Annotated in this window: 21 protein-coding genes and 1 tRNA gene; 11 read left to right on the forward strand and 11 right to left on the reverse strand. The window is 56.8% G+C overall.

The annotated features are described in order from the left end of the window. Positions 1-26 precede the first annotated feature (26 nt). Positions 27-929 carry a transcriptional activator NhaR gene (nhaR, locus tag GHO25_RS17350; RefSeq protein WP_153329809.1) on the forward strand — a complete coding sequence of 301 codons (903 nt, stop codon included), beginning with the start codon at positions 27-29 and terminating at the stop codon, positions 927-929. On the opposite strand, the gene GHO25_RS17355 is transcribed toward nhaR, so the two are convergent. Next, positions 930-2,084, reverse strand: coding sequence for an MFS transporter (locus GHO25_RS17355; protein WP_153391431.1), 1,155 nt, complete (start codon positions 2,082-2,084; stop codon positions 930-932). It lies immediately after the preceding gene. A 366-nt stretch (positions 2,085-2,450) separates the two neighbouring features. Here GHO25_RS17355 and sstT point away from each other — a divergent pair, with 366 nt between their 5' ends. Then, on the forward strand, positions 2,451-3,671 hold the full coding sequence (gene sstT, locus GHO25_RS17360) for a serine/threonine transporter SstT (protein WP_048368887.1): 1,221 nt from the start codon (positions 2,451-2,453) through the stop codon (positions 3,669-3,671). A gap of 66 nt (positions 3,672-3,737) precedes the next feature. Here the strand turns inward: sstT and GHO25_RS17365 are convergent, their stop codons facing one another. Next, positions 3,738-4,247, reverse strand: coding sequence for a DUF1993 family protein (locus GHO25_RS17365; protein WP_123750508.1), 510 nt, complete (start codon positions 4,245-4,247; stop codon positions 3,738-3,740). Between the two features lie 168 nt (positions 4,248-4,415). Here GHO25_RS17365 and GHO25_RS17370 point away from each other — a divergent pair, with 168 nt between their 5' ends. Further along, the gene (locus GHO25_RS17370) at positions 4,416-5,057 is read left to right on the forward strand and encodes a YceH family protein (protein ID WP_153391433.1); all 642 of its coding nucleotides are present in this window, start codon (positions 4,416-4,418) and stop codon (positions 5,055-5,057) included. A 188-nt stretch (positions 5,058-5,245) separates the two neighbouring features. After that, positions 5,246-6,169: an LD-carboxypeptidase gene (locus GHO25_RS17375; RefSeq protein WP_153391435.1), complete on the forward strand. Its 924-nt coding sequence runs from the start codon at positions 5,246-5,248 to the stop codon at positions 6,167-6,169. A gap of 47 nt (positions 6,170-6,216) precedes the next feature. Here GHO25_RS17375 and GHO25_RS17380 read toward each other — a convergent pair whose 3' ends face one another. Then, on the reverse strand, positions 6,217-7,035 hold the full coding sequence (locus GHO25_RS17380; protein ID WP_123750506.1) for a shikimate 5-dehydrogenase: 819 nt from the start codon (positions 7,033-7,035) through the stop codon (positions 6,217-6,219). A 219-nt stretch (positions 7,036-7,254) separates the two neighbouring features. On the opposite strand from GHO25_RS17380, the gene GHO25_RS17385 reads away from it, so the two are divergent. The 3 genes from GHO25_RS17385 (at position 7,255) to GHO25_RS17395 (ending at position 8,511) form a co-directional block, all read left to right on the forward strand. Then, the gene (locus GHO25_RS17385; RefSeq protein ID WP_048368882.1) at positions 7,255-7,599 is read left to right on the forward strand and encodes a hypothetical protein; all 345 of its coding nucleotides are present in this window, start codon (positions 7,255-7,257) and stop codon (positions 7,597-7,599) included. Positions 7,600-7,771: 172 nt separating this feature from the next. Beyond that, complete coding sequence (locus GHO25_RS17390) at positions 7,772-7,966, forward strand: hypothetical protein (protein WP_048368881.1); 195 nt, start codon at positions 7,772-7,774, stop codon at positions 7,964-7,966. A gap of 350 nt (positions 7,967-8,316) precedes the next feature. After that, positions 8,317-8,511, forward strand: coding sequence for a hypothetical protein (locus GHO25_RS17395; RefSeq protein WP_082148659.1), 195 nt, complete (start codon positions 8,317-8,319; stop codon positions 8,509-8,511). Here the strand turns inward: GHO25_RS17395 and GHO25_RS17400 are convergent. Further along, positions 8,459-8,773, reverse strand: coding sequence for an AzlD domain-containing protein (locus GHO25_RS17400; RefSeq protein WP_048368880.1), 315 nt, complete (start codon positions 8,771-8,773; stop codon positions 8,459-8,461). The genes GHO25_RS17395 and GHO25_RS17400 overlap by 53 nt on opposite strands. After that, entirely contained in the window at positions 8,770-9,465 is a 696-nt protein-coding gene (locus tag GHO25_RS17405) for an AzlC family ABC transporter permease (RefSeq protein WP_153391437.1), read from the reverse strand. Before GHO25_RS17405 ends, GHO25_RS17400 begins: the two co-directional genes overlap by 4 nt. A 206-nt stretch (positions 9,466-9,671) precedes the next feature. On the opposite strand from GHO25_RS17405, the gene GHO25_RS17410 reads away from it, so the two are divergent. Further along, positions 9,672-10,190 (forward strand): Dps family protein, encoded by a 519-nt coding sequence (locus GHO25_RS17410; RefSeq protein ID WP_048368878.1) that lies wholly within the window; start codon positions 9,672-9,674, stop codon positions 10,188-10,190. Positions 10,191-10,405: 215 nt separating this feature from the next. On the opposite strand, the gene GHO25_RS17415 is transcribed toward GHO25_RS17410, so the two are convergent. Continuing rightward, positions 10,406-11,347, reverse strand: coding sequence for a class I SAM-dependent methyltransferase (locus GHO25_RS17415; protein WP_153391439.1), 942 nt, complete (start codon positions 11,345-11,347; stop codon positions 10,406-10,408). Positions 11,348-11,584: 237 nt separating this feature from the next. Between GHO25_RS17415 and GHO25_RS17420 the strand changes: the two genes are divergently transcribed. The 3 genes from GHO25_RS17420 to pbpG all read left to right on the forward strand — a co-directional run bounded on the left by GHO25_RS17420 (position 11,585) and on the right by pbpG (position 13,643). Continuing rightward, positions 11,585-12,136, forward strand: a complete 552-nt coding sequence (locus tag GHO25_RS17420) for a DUF2975 domain-containing protein (protein WP_048368876.1) — start codon at positions 11,585-11,587, stop codon at positions 12,134-12,136. Between the two features lie 9 nt (positions 12,137-12,145). Further along, the gene (locus GHO25_RS17425; protein ID WP_048368875.1) at positions 12,146-12,355 is read left to right on the forward strand and encodes a helix-turn-helix transcriptional regulator; all 210 of its coding nucleotides are present in this window, start codon (positions 12,146-12,148) and stop codon (positions 12,353-12,355) included. A gap of 349 nt (positions 12,356-12,704) precedes the next feature. Continuing rightward, positions 12,705-13,643, forward strand: a complete 939-nt coding sequence (gene pbpG / locus GHO25_RS17430; protein WP_048368874.1) for a D-alanyl-D-alanine endopeptidase — start codon at positions 12,705-12,707, stop codon at positions 13,641-13,643. Positions 13,644-13,713: 70 nt separating this feature from the next. Here pbpG and GHO25_RS26590 read toward each other — a convergent pair whose 3' ends face one another. The 5 genes from GHO25_RS26590 to GHO25_RS17450 all read right to left on the reverse strand — a co-directional run bounded on the left by GHO25_RS26590 (position 13,714) and on the right by GHO25_RS17450 (position 16,317). After that, positions 13,714-13,842, reverse strand: a complete 129-nt coding sequence (locus GHO25_RS26590; RefSeq protein ID WP_256677241.1) for a hypothetical protein — start codon at positions 13,840-13,842, stop codon at positions 13,714-13,716. Positions 13,843-14,012: 170 nt separating this feature from the next. After that, on the reverse strand, positions 14,013-14,498 hold the full coding sequence (locus GHO25_RS17435) for an Hsp20 family protein (RefSeq protein ID WP_048368873.1): 486 nt from the start codon (positions 14,496-14,498) through the stop codon (positions 14,013-14,015). 112 nt (positions 14,499-14,610) lie between these two features. Beyond that, positions 14,611-15,570: a tRNA-dihydrouridine synthase gene (locus tag GHO25_RS17440; RefSeq protein WP_153329790.1), complete on the reverse strand. Its 960-nt coding sequence runs from the start codon at positions 15,568-15,570 to the stop codon at positions 14,611-14,613. Between the two features lie 63 nt (positions 15,571-15,633). Next, positions 15,634-16,068: a thioesterase family protein gene (locus GHO25_RS17445; protein WP_048388601.1), complete on the reverse strand. Its 435-nt coding sequence runs from the start codon at positions 16,066-16,068 to the stop codon at positions 15,634-15,636. A gap of 173 nt (positions 16,069-16,241) precedes the next feature. After that, positions 16,242-16,317, reverse strand: a tRNA-Glu gene (locus GHO25_RS17450). Position 16,318 lies beyond the last annotated feature (1 nt).

Raw genomic sequence — 16,318 nt, forward strand, 5'->3', positions numbered from 1 at the left:
GGTTTTTACGAAGTGTTACCAATCATATGCTCAATTACCGCCAACTCCATTACTTTTGGGTCGTTGCCAAAACCGGCAGCATCGTGCGCGCCTGCGAGCAATTGAACTTGACCGCACAAACCATCAGCGGGCAAATCAGCCTGCTGGAAGACACCTACGGCCTGCCCTTGTTTCGCCGGGTCGGGCGCCAACTGGAGCTGACCGAAACCGGGCGCCAGGTGCTGCCCTACGCCGAACAGATCTTCCAGGTGGGCGCCGAGCTGGAAAGCATGCTGCGCATGGCGCCCAAAGAGCAACAGGTGATCTTGCGGGTCGGGGTTGCCGATGTAGTGCCCAAGTCTATTGTGTATCGGCTGATCGCCCCGACCATGGAGCTGGACAAACCCGTTCGCATTACCTGCCGCGAAGACAAGCTCGACCGGCTGCTGGCAGACCTGGCGATTCAACGGCTTGATTTGGTCATTTCCGACAGCCCGATGCCGTCCCATCTAGACATTAAAGGCCTAAGCCAAAAGCTTGGCGAATGTGGAATCAGTTTTTTTGCCACCGCAAGCCTCGCCCAAGCGTATGCCGAACACTTCCCGCAGAGCCTGCAAGACGCGCCCCTGCTGATCCCGGGCCCGGAAACAGTGATCCGCACGCGTCTGTTGCGCTGGCTGGCCGAGCTGAAAATCCAGCCAAGAATTGTCGGTGAATTCGATGACAGCGCGCTGATGCAGGCGTTTGGCCAATCCGGCACCGGCGTGTTTATCGCCCCCAGCGTGATCGCCGACGAGGTCATGCGCCAATTTGACGTTGAGCTGATCGGCCAGACCGAGGCCGTCACCGAATCGTTTTATGCCATTACCGTCGAGCGCAAGATCCTCCACCCCGGCATCGTGGCGATTACCGAGGGGGCGCGACGGGAGCTATTTACCGAAAGTCGCTGATCAGGCGCAGGCCGCACGCGGCTTCATCGCCATCAGCAGCGATGCAAGGATGATCGATACCAGAATAAAACCGGCGCCGGCGAAGCCCAGGCTGCCCAGCCCGTAGGTATCAATCACATGCCCGCCAAACAGCGCGCCCAGGCCGATCCCCAAGTTAGCCCCGGCAATGTTCAATGATGCGGCAAAGGCCGGTGCCTGCGGCGCGGCTTTCATCAGCCGCACATGGCTGACCAGAAACAGCGCCGCCTGGGTTACCCCCCAAACGCCCATCGCGGCCGCCAGCCCCAGCGTGGAGTGAATGCTCGGCACCAGCGCCACCATCCCGCCAATCATGAACGCGCAAAACACCATCGACGCAATCAGCGGGTGGCGGTCTACCATGCGCCCGCCCAACGAATTGCCAATCAGGCCAACAGCGCCAAAGCCCATCAGACACCACCCCACCAGCGCGCCGTCAAACCCGGCCAGGCGCTCCAGGATATCGGCCAGATAGGTGTAGGCCGTAAACATGCCGCTGAATACCAGCACGGACAGCACGATATGCCCGATCATCAGCGGGCTGCGCAGCAGGCCAAACTGTGAACGCAAGGTGACACCCTCTTTGACGCCTTTGACTGCCGGCAAATACGCCCACAGCAGCAAGGCCTTGGCCAGGGCGATCACGGCCAGAATTGCGAACGCACTGCGCCAGCCCCACGCATCCGAGATCAACGTCCCGACCGGGATACCAAACACCGTCGCACAGACAATCCCGAAGCCGATCTTCGCAATCGCCCGGCCCGCGTATTCAGGGCCGACAATGTTGACGGCGGTTTCGCTGGCCAGCGCCCAAAACACCGGCAAGCCCAGCGCAGGCAACAACCGCGCAAACGCCATGACCCAAATATTCGGCGCCAGCGCGGCCACGGTATTGGCGAAGGCAAACATCAGCAAAATGCCGATAAACAGGCGCTTGCGCTCAAAGCGGGCGAAGTAGGCCGTCAAAAACGGCCCCAGCGCTGCCACGGTGAAGGCGAACAACGTGACCAGCAAACCGGCCTGCGACACGCTGACCTCAAGGTCACGGGCGATCGCGGGCAGCAGCCCGACAATAATGAACTCGGTGGTGAGCACGATGAAACCGGCCGCAGACAGCAGCAGGATGGGCAACAGCATGAATAACTCCAAAGACGACAACGCCAGCGAAAGCCCGAAAGGCCCGCTGATTTAAAGAAAGTGGGGGATGCGCAATGGTAACAGAATGCTTCTACATGATGGGGAGTTGGCGCTATAGACCTACGGGCTAAGGTGCGGCAGATCGCCCTTACGTAGGAAAGGTCCTACTTCTGTATGGTAAAGTCCGCCCCCCGTTCTGACCTTAGTCAGACAAGCGTGCTCAGCACGCATAACTGAATCTGCCCCCTACTCTGCTTAACTCAACACGTTCAAGTTCGGCGGCTGGCCGTTATTGCCTGCCGGCTAAAGGTTGAGTCAACGCCAGAGTCTTTGAATGCGCCACCCACAACAACTAGAGACACTCCTATGACTGATGCTCCACCTACCCTGCTGCAAACGCTCAAACGCACCAGCCTGGTGACCCAAATTGTCATCGGTCTGATTGCCGGCATTTTGCTGGCCTGGCTGGCACCTGCTGCGGCACTCTCGGTGGCCTTTGTCGGCAAAGTGTTCGTCAGCGCCCTGAAAGCCGTGGCGCCGATTTTGGTGTTTGTGCTGGTTATGGCCTCGATTGCCAACCACAAACAAGGCCAGGTCACCCACATCCGCCCAATCCTGGTGCTGTATTTGATCGGCACGTTTGCCGCAGCAGTTGTCGCCGTGATCGCCAGCACGCTGTTCCCGTCCAGCCTGATTCTGCTCACCGAAGACATCACCGTATCCGCTCCCGGGGGCATCAGCGAGGTCTTGCAAAGCCTGCTGTTGAGCGCGGTGGACAACCCGGTCAGCGCCCTGATGAACGCCAACTTCATCGGCGTTCTGGCTTGGGCGATTGGCCTGGGCATTGCTGTTCGCCATGCGGGCGAAACCACCCGCACCGTACTCAACGACTTGTCCAACGGCGTGACCTTGATCGTGCGCGTGGTGATTCGCTTCGCGCCATTGGGCATTTTCGGCCTGGTCAGCGCGACCCTCGCCACCTCCGGTTTTGGCGCCCTGCTGGGCTACCTGCACCTGCTCACCGTGCTGATCGGCTGCATGCTGTTTGTGGCCCTGGTGGTCAACCCGCTGATCGCGTTCTGGAAGCTGCGCCGCAACCCTTACCCGCTGGTGTTCATGTGCCTGCGTGAAAGCGGGATCACCGCGTTCTTTACCCGCAGCTCTGCAGCCAACATCCCGGTCAACATGGCGCTGAGTGAGCGTCTGGGCTTGCATGAAGACACCTACTCAGTGTCGATCCCATTGGGCGCGACCATCAACATGGCGGGGGCGGCCATCACCATTACCGTCTTGACGCTGGCAGCCGTGCACACGCTGGGGATTGAGGTGGATGTGCCGACCGCGATTCTGCTCAGCGTGATGGCGGCCGTGTGCGCCTGTGGCGCTTCGGGTGTTGCGGGGGGCTCGCTGCTGTTGATTCCGTTGGCGTGCAGCCTGTTTGGTATCCCGAGCGAAATTGCCATGCAGGTGGTGGCGGTCGGTTTCATCATCGGCATACTGCAGGACTCCGCTGAAACCGCACTCAACTCGTCAACCGACGTGCTGTTTACCGCTGCTGTGTGCCTGGCCGAAGAAGAACAGGCCTAGGCCATACAAAACAGGAGCACCCGCGCGGGTGCTCCTGAGTCTGTCACGCGTGGCTTGGCGCAATGCTTAGAACGCGCCCATGTAGTCACGCTTGCCGATTTCAACGCCGTTGTGGCGCAGAATCGCGTAAGCGGTGGTCACGTGGAAGAAGAACTGCGGCAGGCCGTAGGTCAGCAGGTAAGCCTGGCCGGTGAAGCGTTTTTCTTTCGGCGTGCCCTGACGGGTAATGATTTCGATCCCTTCCTTGCCATCGATTTGCGCAGGCGTAATGCCGTCAACAAATGCCAGCACCTTGCTGATCAGGGCTTGCAGGTCAGCAAAAGTCACTTCGCTGTCATCGTATTTAGGCAGCTCGATCTCAGCCAGACGGCCCGAAACACCCTTGGTGAAATCAACCGCGATTTGCACCTGACGCACCAGCGGGAACATGTCCGGAGCCAGGCGTGCTTGCAGGAACACACTCGGGTCAATGTTCTTGGCTGCGGCGTGAGCTTCAGCTTTGCTCAACACACCGCTCAGGGCATTAAGCATTTGTTTGAACACAGGAACAGAAGCAGCGTACAGAGAGATAGTCATGAAAGTCTCGACAGTCTGTGGGCGGAAAGTGAATGTGCGGCGATTATAGGCATACGCCGTGTAAGAAGCGGCTTGTCTTTTAGTCAGTGTTGAACCTATAAGGGGCGGATGACAATTGGGTGTGATCGCAACACACTGATCTCCTTTTAAACGCACAAGGAAAGCGTGATGAGCACTGAACACGACAGCGACACCGGAGCTCGGCTTAACAGCACTGAAATCCGCATCCTCGGTTCCTTGATCGAGAAGCAGGCCACCAACCCGGAAACCTACCCCCTGACCCTCAATGCGCTGGTACTGGCCTGTAACCAGAAAACCAGCCGCGAGCCGGTGATGAACCTGACCCAAGGCCAGGTCGGCCAGAGTTTGCGTGCGCTTGAAGGCCAGGGCTTTACCCGTTTGGTCATGGGCAGTCGCGCTGACCGTTGGGAGCACAAAGTCGACAAGGCACTGGAATTGGTTCCGGCCCAGGTCGTTCTGCTGGGTTTGCTGTTTCTGCGCGGCCCGCAAACCCTTAACGAATTGCTCACCCGCAGTAACCGCATGCATGACTTTGAAGACACAGACCAAGTCCAGCATCAGCTCGAACGGCTGATTGCCCGTGATTTGGCGCTGCTTATTCCGCGCCAGTCGGGCCAGCGCGAAGATCGCTATACCCACGCACTGGGCGACCCGGCAGACATCGAAGCAATCATCGCAGCCCGCCAGCAACCCGCCGAGCGCAGCCCTTCAGGTGTGTCCCTTGAGCGCTTTGAAGCACTCGAAGCACGCATTGCGGCACTGGAAGCGCGTTTGAGCGAACTGGAATAACACCCTGCATAGCCCCCATCAGATGCCGCGCCGTTCAATCCGGCATCGGGGGCTCTTATAAAAAAGCCACTCATTATCAGGAATCTTCCCGCGCGTTAAAGCGACTCGTCTTTAAATACATCCGATGATCGAGGACTAGGCTAAACACTTCATATCGTTAAACGACGGCGTCATGGAGTGTTTCAGTAATGACCTTGTGTTCAATAACACCTAAAAACCTTAAACCCGGCAGCCGGATCGCCATCGTCTCCCCGGCCGGGGCTGTGTCTAATCCAGACCTGCTGACGCACACTCACAACATGATCATTGAGCAGGGCTATACACCTGTTTACGGTGAGTTTGCGCTCGCCAGACATGCGCATCATTACACCTACGCGGGCACGCCCGAACAGCGACTCAGGGACTTGCAGTGGGCGCTGGACGACGATTCGATTGATGCCATCTGGGCAACCCGTGGCGGCTATGGCAGCGTTCAACTGCTGGAGCACATCGACCTGAGCCGTTTCTTACATAACCCCAAATGGTTAATCGGCTACTCCGACATCACCTTCTTGCAGAGCCTGCTGGCCAGGCACGGAATTGAGTCGGTACACGGCCAAAACATCATCAGCACGCCAACCCCGTCAGCCGAGTCTTATCAGAATATTTTCAACCTCTTTAAAGGCATCAAACCGACGTACCAACTGGACAATAACCTGCTCAATGAACAGGGCTCAGCGTGCGCCACCCTGATTGGCGGAAACATGACCGTCGTGACCGCACTTTCTGGCACCCGCTTTAACTTCAATTACGACAACGCCATTCTGTTTCTCGAAGAGATCGGTGAGAACGCTTACTACAAGATTGACCGCTACCTTAAAAGCCTCGAACAAACAGGGGCTTTTGAAAAGATTAAAGGCCTGATTATTGGCGGCATGAAAAACATCGCGGATGACACCTCGCCGCACAGCCCCATTGCTCAATCAATTATTGCCGAACGCGTGGCCCAGTATTCTTTCCCGAAAGTGTTCGGGTTTCCCAATGGTCATATCCCGGACATGCGCCCATTGATCATCGGCGGCACCGTGAGCCTGCGTGTTGACGAAAATGGCGTGCGACTGGCGCACCTTTAAGCGCTAAGCGCCAGGAAGGCCGGGCCTCGGCCCTCCTGGCTCAACCCTCAACTGCGGGCAAACGCCACCGCGGCCTGGAACTGCTCCGGAGTTGGGCGCACGCCGGTGTACAGGGCAAATTGCTCAACCGCCTGGATGGCAATCACTTCAAGGCCCGTAATGACCCGTTTGCCTTGCTCACGGCCTCGGATAATCATGGGCGTTTCAACGGGGATCGCTACCACATCAAACAGGATCTCGGCCTGATCGATCGCCTCAGCAGCAAACGCCAGATCATCGGCCTCAGCCCCGCCCGCCATGCCAACCGGCGTGACGTTGATGAGCATTTGCGGCCGTTGCTGGCCCAGTTCTGCCTGCCATGAGTAGCCGAGGTTTTTCGCCAGCGCAGAACCCGTGACCTCGTTACGGGCCACGATCACGCCATTGTGATAGCCGCCATCGCGCAAGGCTGAAGCCACGGCCTTGGCCATGCCGCCGCTGCCGCGCAAGGCGAACGTGGTGTCCTTGGCAACCTGATGATCACGCAACAATTGCGCAATGGCGATGTAATCAGTGTTGTAGGCCTTCAGGTGCCCGTCTGTGTTGACGATAGTGTTGATCGACTGAATGGCCTGCGCCGAGGCGTCCAGTTCGTCGACCAACGCAATGCTCGCCTCCTTGAAGGGCATCGACACCCCGCAACCGCGAATACCAAAAGCCCGGATGCCGGTAATGGCCCCGGCGAGGTCTTTGGGGCTGAAGGCTTTGTAGTAAAAGTTCAGGCCCAACTGTTCATACAGATGATTATGAAAACGCAGTCCGAAATTCCCGGGTCTGCCTGACATCGAGATGCATAGCCGGGTGTCTTTGTTCGGATTCATTTGCATGTTCATCTCCTCGTGCTTTCGGATAAACGGCTCAAGCTGCCGCGATAAATTTGCCGGATCATAGCGCTCGCTGAAACGTGTCAGCGAGCCCAAGACCTTACACAAACTTTACCGAAACATTTTGCAATTTTTTCTAAAAAGATTGTCTCAATGTTATCCCCGCTATTTCATATGGCCTGGTGCAGGCCAAGACGCGGGGTTGAAAGCAGAGGAATCGTCATGATGCGTACCTTCCCCAAAGTTGCTTTGCTGATCGGCGCCCTGGCTGTCGCTGGCCAGGCATCCGCCCATGGCGGTTGGGGTGCTGGCCCGGCGCTGGTTGGCGCAGTGGTCGGTGCTACGGTTGTTGGCTCGATAGTCGCCAGCCAACAGCGCCCGGTTTACGTAGAACACCCGGTCTATGTGCAACCACAACCGGTTTATGTGCAGGCACCTCCGGTGTACTACCAGGCGCAGCCAGTTTACGTACAACCACAACCGGTTTATGCACCGGCCTATTACGGCCGACCACAACCGGTGTACTACGGTCCACCCCGCGGTTATTACGGCCCACCACGCTGGTAATCGCAGTCAACACCCCAGCGGCAGGCTTGTTCAGTTGCCGCCAGGTTTGAATTGAGGTTGCGATTGTCACGCACTGGACACAGTATTGGCAGAAACTACGGCATCAGCATGCACACACTTTCGACGCTCTGGCCGTGACACTTCGCACACCATAAAAACAAGGACGACCTGTATGCCGACACAAAACCCGCACCGCACTGTAGGCCTGTGCACTTCCACCAAGGTCTACAACACGCTGACCGAACTCAAACAGCTTGAAGGCCACCGCGCCGCCAAGCTGGTTTCTCTGCTGGCTCAACACCTGGTTAGCCAGGGCTTGTTGAGTGACCATGAAGTGATGCAAATGCTGGATCAAGTCGTCGACTAAACTGCCTGGAAGCAACCTATGTAGCGACACACCTTTCAGGCGGCCGTAGTCGCTGACGAGGCACGAAGGCTGCGGTCGGACAGGGTTGTTTAACGTAGCTTTTTAGATCAAAAGAACAGACTTTCGCCGCATCAAAATCTTCGTAGGAGCTGCCGCAGGCTGCGATCTTTTGACGTTGAAGATCAAAAGATCGCAGCCTGCGGCAGCTCCTACAACGCGATAATTCGTTAACCTTCTAAAGTTGTATAGATACCTATACCCGCATCAATGGCGACTATCACGCGTAATGATTTTTTGCGCATGGGCCCAAGCCTTAAAGTGGCGCCATTGTTTGATAGCAGGAGGTTCCTATGCCAAAGGTCCATATCATGTCGGTTGTCGGCAGCGCAGTTCCCGAACCGCTTCGCGCGGACGGTCTGCTGGCGTGCTGGTATGTGGTCATTGACGGTGTTCCCGTCAGCGGCCCGTTCAAATCACGCGCCGCAGCGCAAGTTATAGCCACCAGCGAAACAGATAAAACAACGCCACACTTAACACGACACTGAGCAACACGTTGCGGGTCCAGAGCATCAGCCCTATCGCACACACAGCCGCCAGCAGGTACGGGTTGGTGGGGCTCAGATCAAGGGTGTGATCCTTGATAAAAATAATCGGCCCGCAAATCGCCGTTAACATGCCTGGCACCGCAAACCCCAGAAACTCACGAACCCCGCGGTTCAAGCGAATCGGCAAGCGCGGTTCGAGAAACAGATAGCGGTTAAAAAACAGAATCAGCGTCATCCCGCCAATAATCAGCCATACCGTCATGCGAAGTACGCTCCCAGTCGTTTGCACAGATACCCGACGGTCATACCCGCCAACCCCGCCAGCACAATTGCCGACTCCCATTGCCAATAACTGAACAGCACCACGCTCAATAACGAGACGGCGACGCAAATCAGCGTTGGCACATTGCGCACAATCGGCGTGATCAGGGCAATGAACGTTGCGGCAATCGAGAACTCCAGCCCCAACTGATCCAGCCCCGGAATGCTTTTACCGACAATCACCCCCAGGCAGGTAAACAGGTTCCAGCCCACATACATGCACAGGCCAACGCCCAGGGCGTACCAGCGGTTGAAGGTTTTTTGGTCATACGGGCTGACCAGTGCAAAAAACTCATCGGTCAGCAAAAAGCCAAGGCTGACGCGCCACTTGGCCTCCATGGGCGCGACGATGGGGCGCAAATGCATCGCATAGAGGATGTGTTGCGAAGTCAGCAGCAGCGTGGTGATCAAAATGGACAGCGCACTGGCGCCCCCTTTGATCATGCCAATGGCCACCAATTGAGCCGCCCCGGCAAACACAAAAAGCGACAGCCCTTGGGCTTGCAGCGGCGTCAATTGCGCATCAATCGCCGTCGAACCGGCTAAAAGCCCCCAGGGCGCGCAGGCCAGGGTTAAGGGCAAACAAGCAATCGCGCCGCGTATAAAAGCGACGCGAGGAAGCGAAGTAGGCATCAAAAAACATCCCGGCAGTAAGCAGCGACAAAGGGTCGCAACTTGGTCAGTGAAAGTCTTGAACGATCTTGCTCTTCGTCAGGTCGTAACGTTTAGCCACCCTCATTGAGCCGCCCGGCGGGTTTGACGAACCACTGTTCGTGGTCTTTAGTCAGCCCCACTATTCATTCGTTTAAGCCTATTCACAGCCAACACGAGGAACGACCATGAAAGACCTGAAATCCGCCAAGGAAAGCAGAAAGGCCGATCTGCGGACACCTTCGGCGCTGAGCGAAGAAGCACGCATCAACATTGCTGCAGAAGTGAATGCATTGCTGGCCGACACGTTCGCCATTTACATGAAAACCAAGAACTTCCACTGGCACATGTCCGGCCCGCACTTCCGTGACTTCCACCTGCTGCTGGATGAGCAATCTGATCAGATTTTTGCCACCACCGATGCCATTGCCGAGCGCGTGCGCAAGCTGGGGCGCACCACAATCCGCTCGATCGGACATATCAAAAATCTCCAGCGCCTGCTGGACAACGATGCTGATTTCGTGACCCCGGAAGACATGCTCGCCGAATTGCGCGAAGACAACATCCAGCTGGCAGCCTACATGCGCGCCACCCACGAGCTGTGCTCTGAGTCGGGTGACGTGGCCACCACCAGCTTGCTGGAAAACTGGATCGACGAAGCCGAACGCCGCGTCTGGTTCCTGTTTGAGTCGTCGCGCACTCGCTAACGTGTGAGCCGCGGGAGGCTACCGTCCTCGCCGATATTCCCTCTCCTTAGGGCGAGGGAATATCAGATCAAAAGATCGCGAGCTCCTACAGGGCCTGCAGATTCACCCGGCTCATGAATTTTGTTTCACGGTGGTCACAACAGGCGACTTGTATAGTGATCCCGCTCATTCAATGAACCTTGGCCCGCACTCTCCCGCGGGCTTTTTTTTGCCTGTCACACGCCCTGCTTGAACACCAGCGCTTTCAGCCCGCACTCAGGATCGGCATCCGGAAACTCCGGCGGGTTTTCCAGCCGTTGCTCAAAGCGCAGGCTCGGCGCCTCAGCGGTCACGCCATTGATCAAAAATTCGGAGCCCAGCGAAGGATCGTTCATGCACGCCAGTACCGTGCCGTTTTCAGTGAGCAATTCCGGCAAGCGCCGCAGCACGCGCTGGTAATCCTTGGTCAGCAAAAAACTGCCCTTCTGGAACGAAGGCGGGTCGATGATGACCACATCGTAAGGCCCCAGGCTTTTGACCTTCCCCCAGGACTTGAACAACTCATGCCCAAGGAAGCTCACCTTGCCGGTGTCATGCCCGTTTAGCCGGTGGTTGTCCCGGCCACGGCTCAGGGCCGCACGTGACATGTCGAGGTTCACCACATGCTCAGCGCCGCCTTCAATGGCCGCGACAGAAAACCCGCATGTATAGGCAAACAGATTCAAGACCCGCTTACCCTCGGTGTTCTCCCGCACCCAGTTACGGCCATAACGCATATCCAGAAACAGCCCGTTGTTCTGCTTGCGGCCCAGGTCCACCTGATAACGCAACCCGCCTTCGGTGAGCGTCCACTCGTCCACCGGCTCACCCGCCAGCCATTCAGTATCACTTTGCAACGTGTAGCGATGCTGCATCACCAGCGTGTGGGCGCCACAGGCTTGCCACTCCGGCGACTGCACAATCGTCAGCAGCATCTGCTTCAGGGCTTCAAGCTGGGCGGGCTCCGGCTCTTTGAACAGCGAGACCAACACCACACCTTGCAGCCAGTCCACCGTCAACTGCTCCAGGCTCGGCCAGCAACGGCCGCGCCCATGGAAAATACGCCGTGTCTCAGCAGGCGCAGCCTCCAGGGCGGTCATTAAATGCAGGTGCAAGGTGCTTAACGCTTCAGGGGTCATCAGGCTGGCCGGTCAATTTCAAAGGCCGGCATTTTACACAATTGCGCAGTAGCACTTAAGCAACACGCCCCTGCCCGGAATTCACGCAGACATCAAGCTGCAATCTGCCGCCATGAAATTATCGTTTTACAATCATTTATTATCGAATTACGATACAACCACTGCACAGACCTACCCGGAAGGACTGTGCAGCCTCCGGACACTTAAATCGATGACTACGCATAAAAGGATTGTTCGATGACAACAGATCTCTTGGCCAATCGCAGCCGGATCTTGGCGACCGCCACATTGGTACTGGTGGTCAGCATGCTGCTGGCCAATATCGCTTACTGGATTTTCCCTGACGCGCTCGGCAGTTTCATGGGCGGATTCAACTTGACCGCGATGATCGGCCAATTGAACGCCAACATCTCGCTCATGCCCTGGTGGCAAGCGGCCGGCGGAATCGTCCTGTCCAGTATCCCGCTGCTGATACTGGCAAAAGGTTTACTGGCGCTGCGCAGCCTGTTTCTGGCCTACAGCAAAGGCGAATACTTTTCGTCAGAGTCGGCAGACCTGCTGGGCAAAGTGGGCAAGAGCGTGTTGCTCTGGGTACTGGCCAGCCTGGTGCTGACACCGGTGATGAGTGTATGGATTACCTTCACCCGACCTGCAGGCGAACGGTTGCTCAGTATTAACTTTGAGCCGTCACATATTGTTGCGTTATTTCTCTCAGCCTCTCTTATGATCATCGCTCGCAGCTTGTCCAACGCGTGTTCGTTGGCAAGAGAGAATGAGCAGTTTGTTTAAGAGGGCACGATGCCGATAGCCATAAAACTGGACGTCATGCTGGCCACACGCAAGATGAAATCCAAAGACCTCGCGCAAATGATCGGGATAACCGAGCAGAACCTTTCACTGCTCAAACAAGGAAAAGTCAAAGGTATAAGGCTGGCCACCCTCGAAGCCATCTGTGTCGCTCTGGATTGCCAACCCGGGGACTTGCTGCATTTTCAACCGGAGCCATAACCCGCCCCTCCCTGGCACCTAAACTGCAAAACGCCCATGAGCCTGACACCTCATGGGCGTTTTGCGTTTTAAAGCCCCTTGATTCCCCGCTGCAACGTCTGTTCAGCCAGCCAACAGCATTGCGCTGCTAGGCTCGTGCGATGCACGCTTCACGGGCTTGTGAAGCAGCAAAATCCTCACCGGCACGGCGCGCAATACCCAGGCTCACCTACCGCGTGAAATTTCTCTGCTAACCCCCTGCAAATACAGGCATTTCTAACGTTATTAATCCATACTCAGAAAATGTAACGTTATATGTATACCAACGGTTGCCGTTCAGAATTCCCTAACCATCATTGAGTCAATCTGCGTGAAAATTCATCTTTCGATTTTGAGCCTATTTTTAGTTCTCACAGGCACAGCCGCTCCTTCAATCGCCGCAGCGACGGAAGGCACCATGTCACCCCGAGACATGTCGAAACTGCACATTGCTTCTGGCAGCGCGCTGCTGATCGACCTGCAAACCAATAAAGTCATTTACGCCAGCAACCCGGACGTGGTCGTGCCCATCGCATCGGTTTCCAAACTGATGACCGCGATGGTGGTGCTGGACGCCAAGCAATCGATGGACGAGTACATCTCGGTCAACATCAGCGACACCCCGGAAATGAAAGGCGTGTTCTCGCGGGTCAAGCTGGGCAGCGAGTTGTCACGTCACGAAATGATGCTGATCACCCTGATGTCCTCGGAAAACCGCGCTGCGGCCAGCCTGGCGCACCACTACCCGGGCGGCTACGTGAAGTTTATTGCTGCCATGAACGCCAAAGCCAAGAGCCTGGGCATGATGCACACCCATTACGTTGAGCCTACCGGCCTGTCGCCGCGCAACGTCTCGACGGCCCGCGACCTGAGCAAGCTGCTCGCCGCCGCGCGCCACTACCCGATGCTCAGCCAGCTGAGCACCACCAAAGAAAAATCGGTGACGTTCCGTAAACCCAACTACACCCTGGGCTTTCACAACACCGACCATTTGATCAACAAAGACAAATGGAACATCAAGATCACCAAAACCGGCTTTACCAATCAGGCAGGCCACTGCCTGGTGCTGGTGACTGAGATGGGCAATCGCCCTGTGTCATTGGTCATTCTGGATGCATTTGGCAAATACACTCACTTTGCCGATGCCGGGCGTATTCGTAATTGGGTTGAAACCGGCAAAGCCAGCAGCGTGCCCGACGTAGCGCTGCGTTATAAAGCCGACAAAAACCTGCAACAGCATCAACCTAAAACGGCGCATGTCGCCGAGTAATACGCCAACAGATAAAAAACAGGCACCTGCCCCGGGGAGAGAGTCGGAGCAAGTGCCTGTGTGTTGCCCGTTAACGCCTGGGTGAAGGCTTGGGCGTTTTCTTGATGGTTTCGACGGTGGTTTCTTTCGGGCGGCGCTTGGCCTCCTCCAGCGGAATAAACAGACCCGTTTCTGAATCACGTGCGCGTTTGTTTTTCATCTAAAGCTCCAGTCAAAGCCCCGAGGTTGAGGCCTGTCTTGGCAGACTAGTTGAAGCTTTGGGCCCTTTCGGGCGATAGAAACACGCGCTTGCAGATCCGTTGCAATCTCCCCCCTCCTCCTGCAAAAAAGAACCCCGCCTATAAGACGGGGTTCCAGCACAGACTCACATCAGTTTTGCAGAGCAGGCTGTTGATCCCCACTGTTGATCGGGATGCGTTTGGCTTTTGCTTCTTCGGGCACCACCCGCTGCAGGTCGATGCTCAGCAAGCCATTGCTCAAGTTCGCGTTTTTGATCTCGATGTGGTCATCGAGACGGAAGGACAGTTTGAATGCCCGTTGCGCGATGCCCTGATGCAAGTAGGTCACGCCTGATGCTGGTTTTTCAGCGCTGCTTTCGGTGTTGTCACCGAAGGTTTCACGTTTGCTGCCGCTGACGCTCAACACACCTTTTTCAACTTGCAGGTCCAGATCATTCTGGGTAAACCCTGCTGCCGCGATCACGATGCGATAGCTGTCATCACCGTGCTTTTCGACGTTGTAGGGTGGATAGCCAGCGCTGGAGTCGTTGCGCAGCGCGGTTTCAAACAGATCACTAAAACGGTCAAAACCGACAGAATTACGGAACAGTGGCGCCAGAGAAAATGCGGTGTTCATAATTTAGCCTCCTGATTTCAGCGAGATTTTGTCTTAGCGACCCGGTTTCGGCATCGCTTAACCCCTAAGTAGGGATCAGCAAAATCATTTCAAGAGGCTTTTTTGAAATTTTTTACGCGCCTTCCACAGGCGGGTTGTTGACCAGATGCCGAACCTTTTCACAGTCGGTTTCGCGGCGCATGGCATTGAACAGCACCACCGCTTCAGGGTAGTTGCGCGTCAACATGGCCAACCACTGCTTGAGCCGCCCCGGCGCCGAACGCGGCGTCAGTTGCGCCTCAGCTTGCGCCCAGAAGTCGCGGATCATCGGTTGTAAATCCGCCCAGGTCATTTCAACCACCTCTTCGCCCGCCCGCGCAGCGGCGATTTGCCGGGCAAGGTCCGGGCGCGACACCAGACCGCGACCGAGCATGATGTCTTCAGCCCCGCTGATTTCGCGGCAACGGCGCCAGTCTTCAACCGACCAGATATCGCCATTGGCAAACACCGGCACCTTGACCGCCTCTTGCACCTGGGCGATGTACTCCCAATGCGCAGGCGGCTTGTAGCCGTCCATTTTGGTCCGTGCATGCACCACGATCTGGCTGGCGCCCCCTTCAGCCAGGGCAATCGCGCATTCATTGGCGCTGTCGGGCGTATCGAAGCCCAGGCGCATCTTGGCCGTCACCGGGATATGCGCCGGCACCGTACGGCGCACCTGCAGCAAAATCGCATGCAGCAGCTCAGGCTCTTTGAGCAGCACCGCCCCGCCACGGGACTTGTTCACGGTCTTGGCCGGGCAGCCAAAGTTGAGATCGATGACCTCGCTGCCCAATTGGCAGGCCAGCGCCGCGTTGTCCGCCAGACACGCGGGGTCAGAACCCAGCAGTTGCACGCGCAGGGGCACGCCAGCACGGGTTTTGGCACCGTGTTGCAGCTCAGGGGCGAACTTGTGGATATAGGCTTCGGGCAACAGCCGTTCAGTGACCCGAATAAATTCGGTCACACACCAATCAATACCGCCGGTGCGGGTCAGGACATCACGCAGGATGTTGTCGACCAACCCCTCCATCGGCGCCAAAGCAATTTGCATGGGTGACTCTCATAAAAAAACGTGCGCAAGTTTACGGGGTTATGTGATCAACCGGTATCTCGTTCAGGGCGCCACGACCGCCGAACCGTAGCCTTCCAGAAACTCCGGCGGCAGGCGTTTGGGCTTGCCCGTCGACAGTTCGATACAGACAAACGTGGTTTGCGCGCGCAGCAAGGTCGCGCCATCACTTGGCCGGATCAATTGAAAGTGCCGGGTCAGACGCAGGCGCTTGTCAAAATCGACAATCCAGGTCGCGAGCTGCAGCTCATCCCCTTCATAGGCGCTGGCCAGATAATCGATTTCGTGGCGCGCCACCGCCATGGCCCGGTCGAGCCTGCGGTATTCGGTCAAATCCAGCCCAAGGCGCTGGGAATGCCGCCAGGCGCAGCGCTCCAGCCAAACCACATAGGCGGCGTTATTGGCATGGCCAAAACCGTCGATGTCTTCGCTCTGCACCTGCAGATCAATGATGAACGGCGTCGCCAGATCCCAATTCATGCCAGTCTCCCTGCCTACAAATAAAGCGCGCAGTGTAACGCACCCGGTCTGCGCTGAGGCAGGCCCGGACTGATGGCAAAGGCAAAAGGAATGGAAATGGCCGAACGCCAGAAAAACAAAAGGGCCATTCAATTAATGAATGACCCTTAAAAATCCCGCAGAGCGGGTAATCGTGGCGTCCCCTAGGGGACTCGAACCCCTGTTACCGCCGTGAAAGGGCGGTGTCCTAGGCCACTAGACGAAGGGGACA

Origin of the sequence: Pseudomonas sp. FSL R10-1350 (assembly GCF_009600525.1) — a bacterium.
Classification (GTDB): domain Bacteria; phylum Pseudomonadota; class Gammaproteobacteria; order Pseudomonadales; family Pseudomonadaceae; genus Aquipseudomonas; species Aquipseudomonas helleri.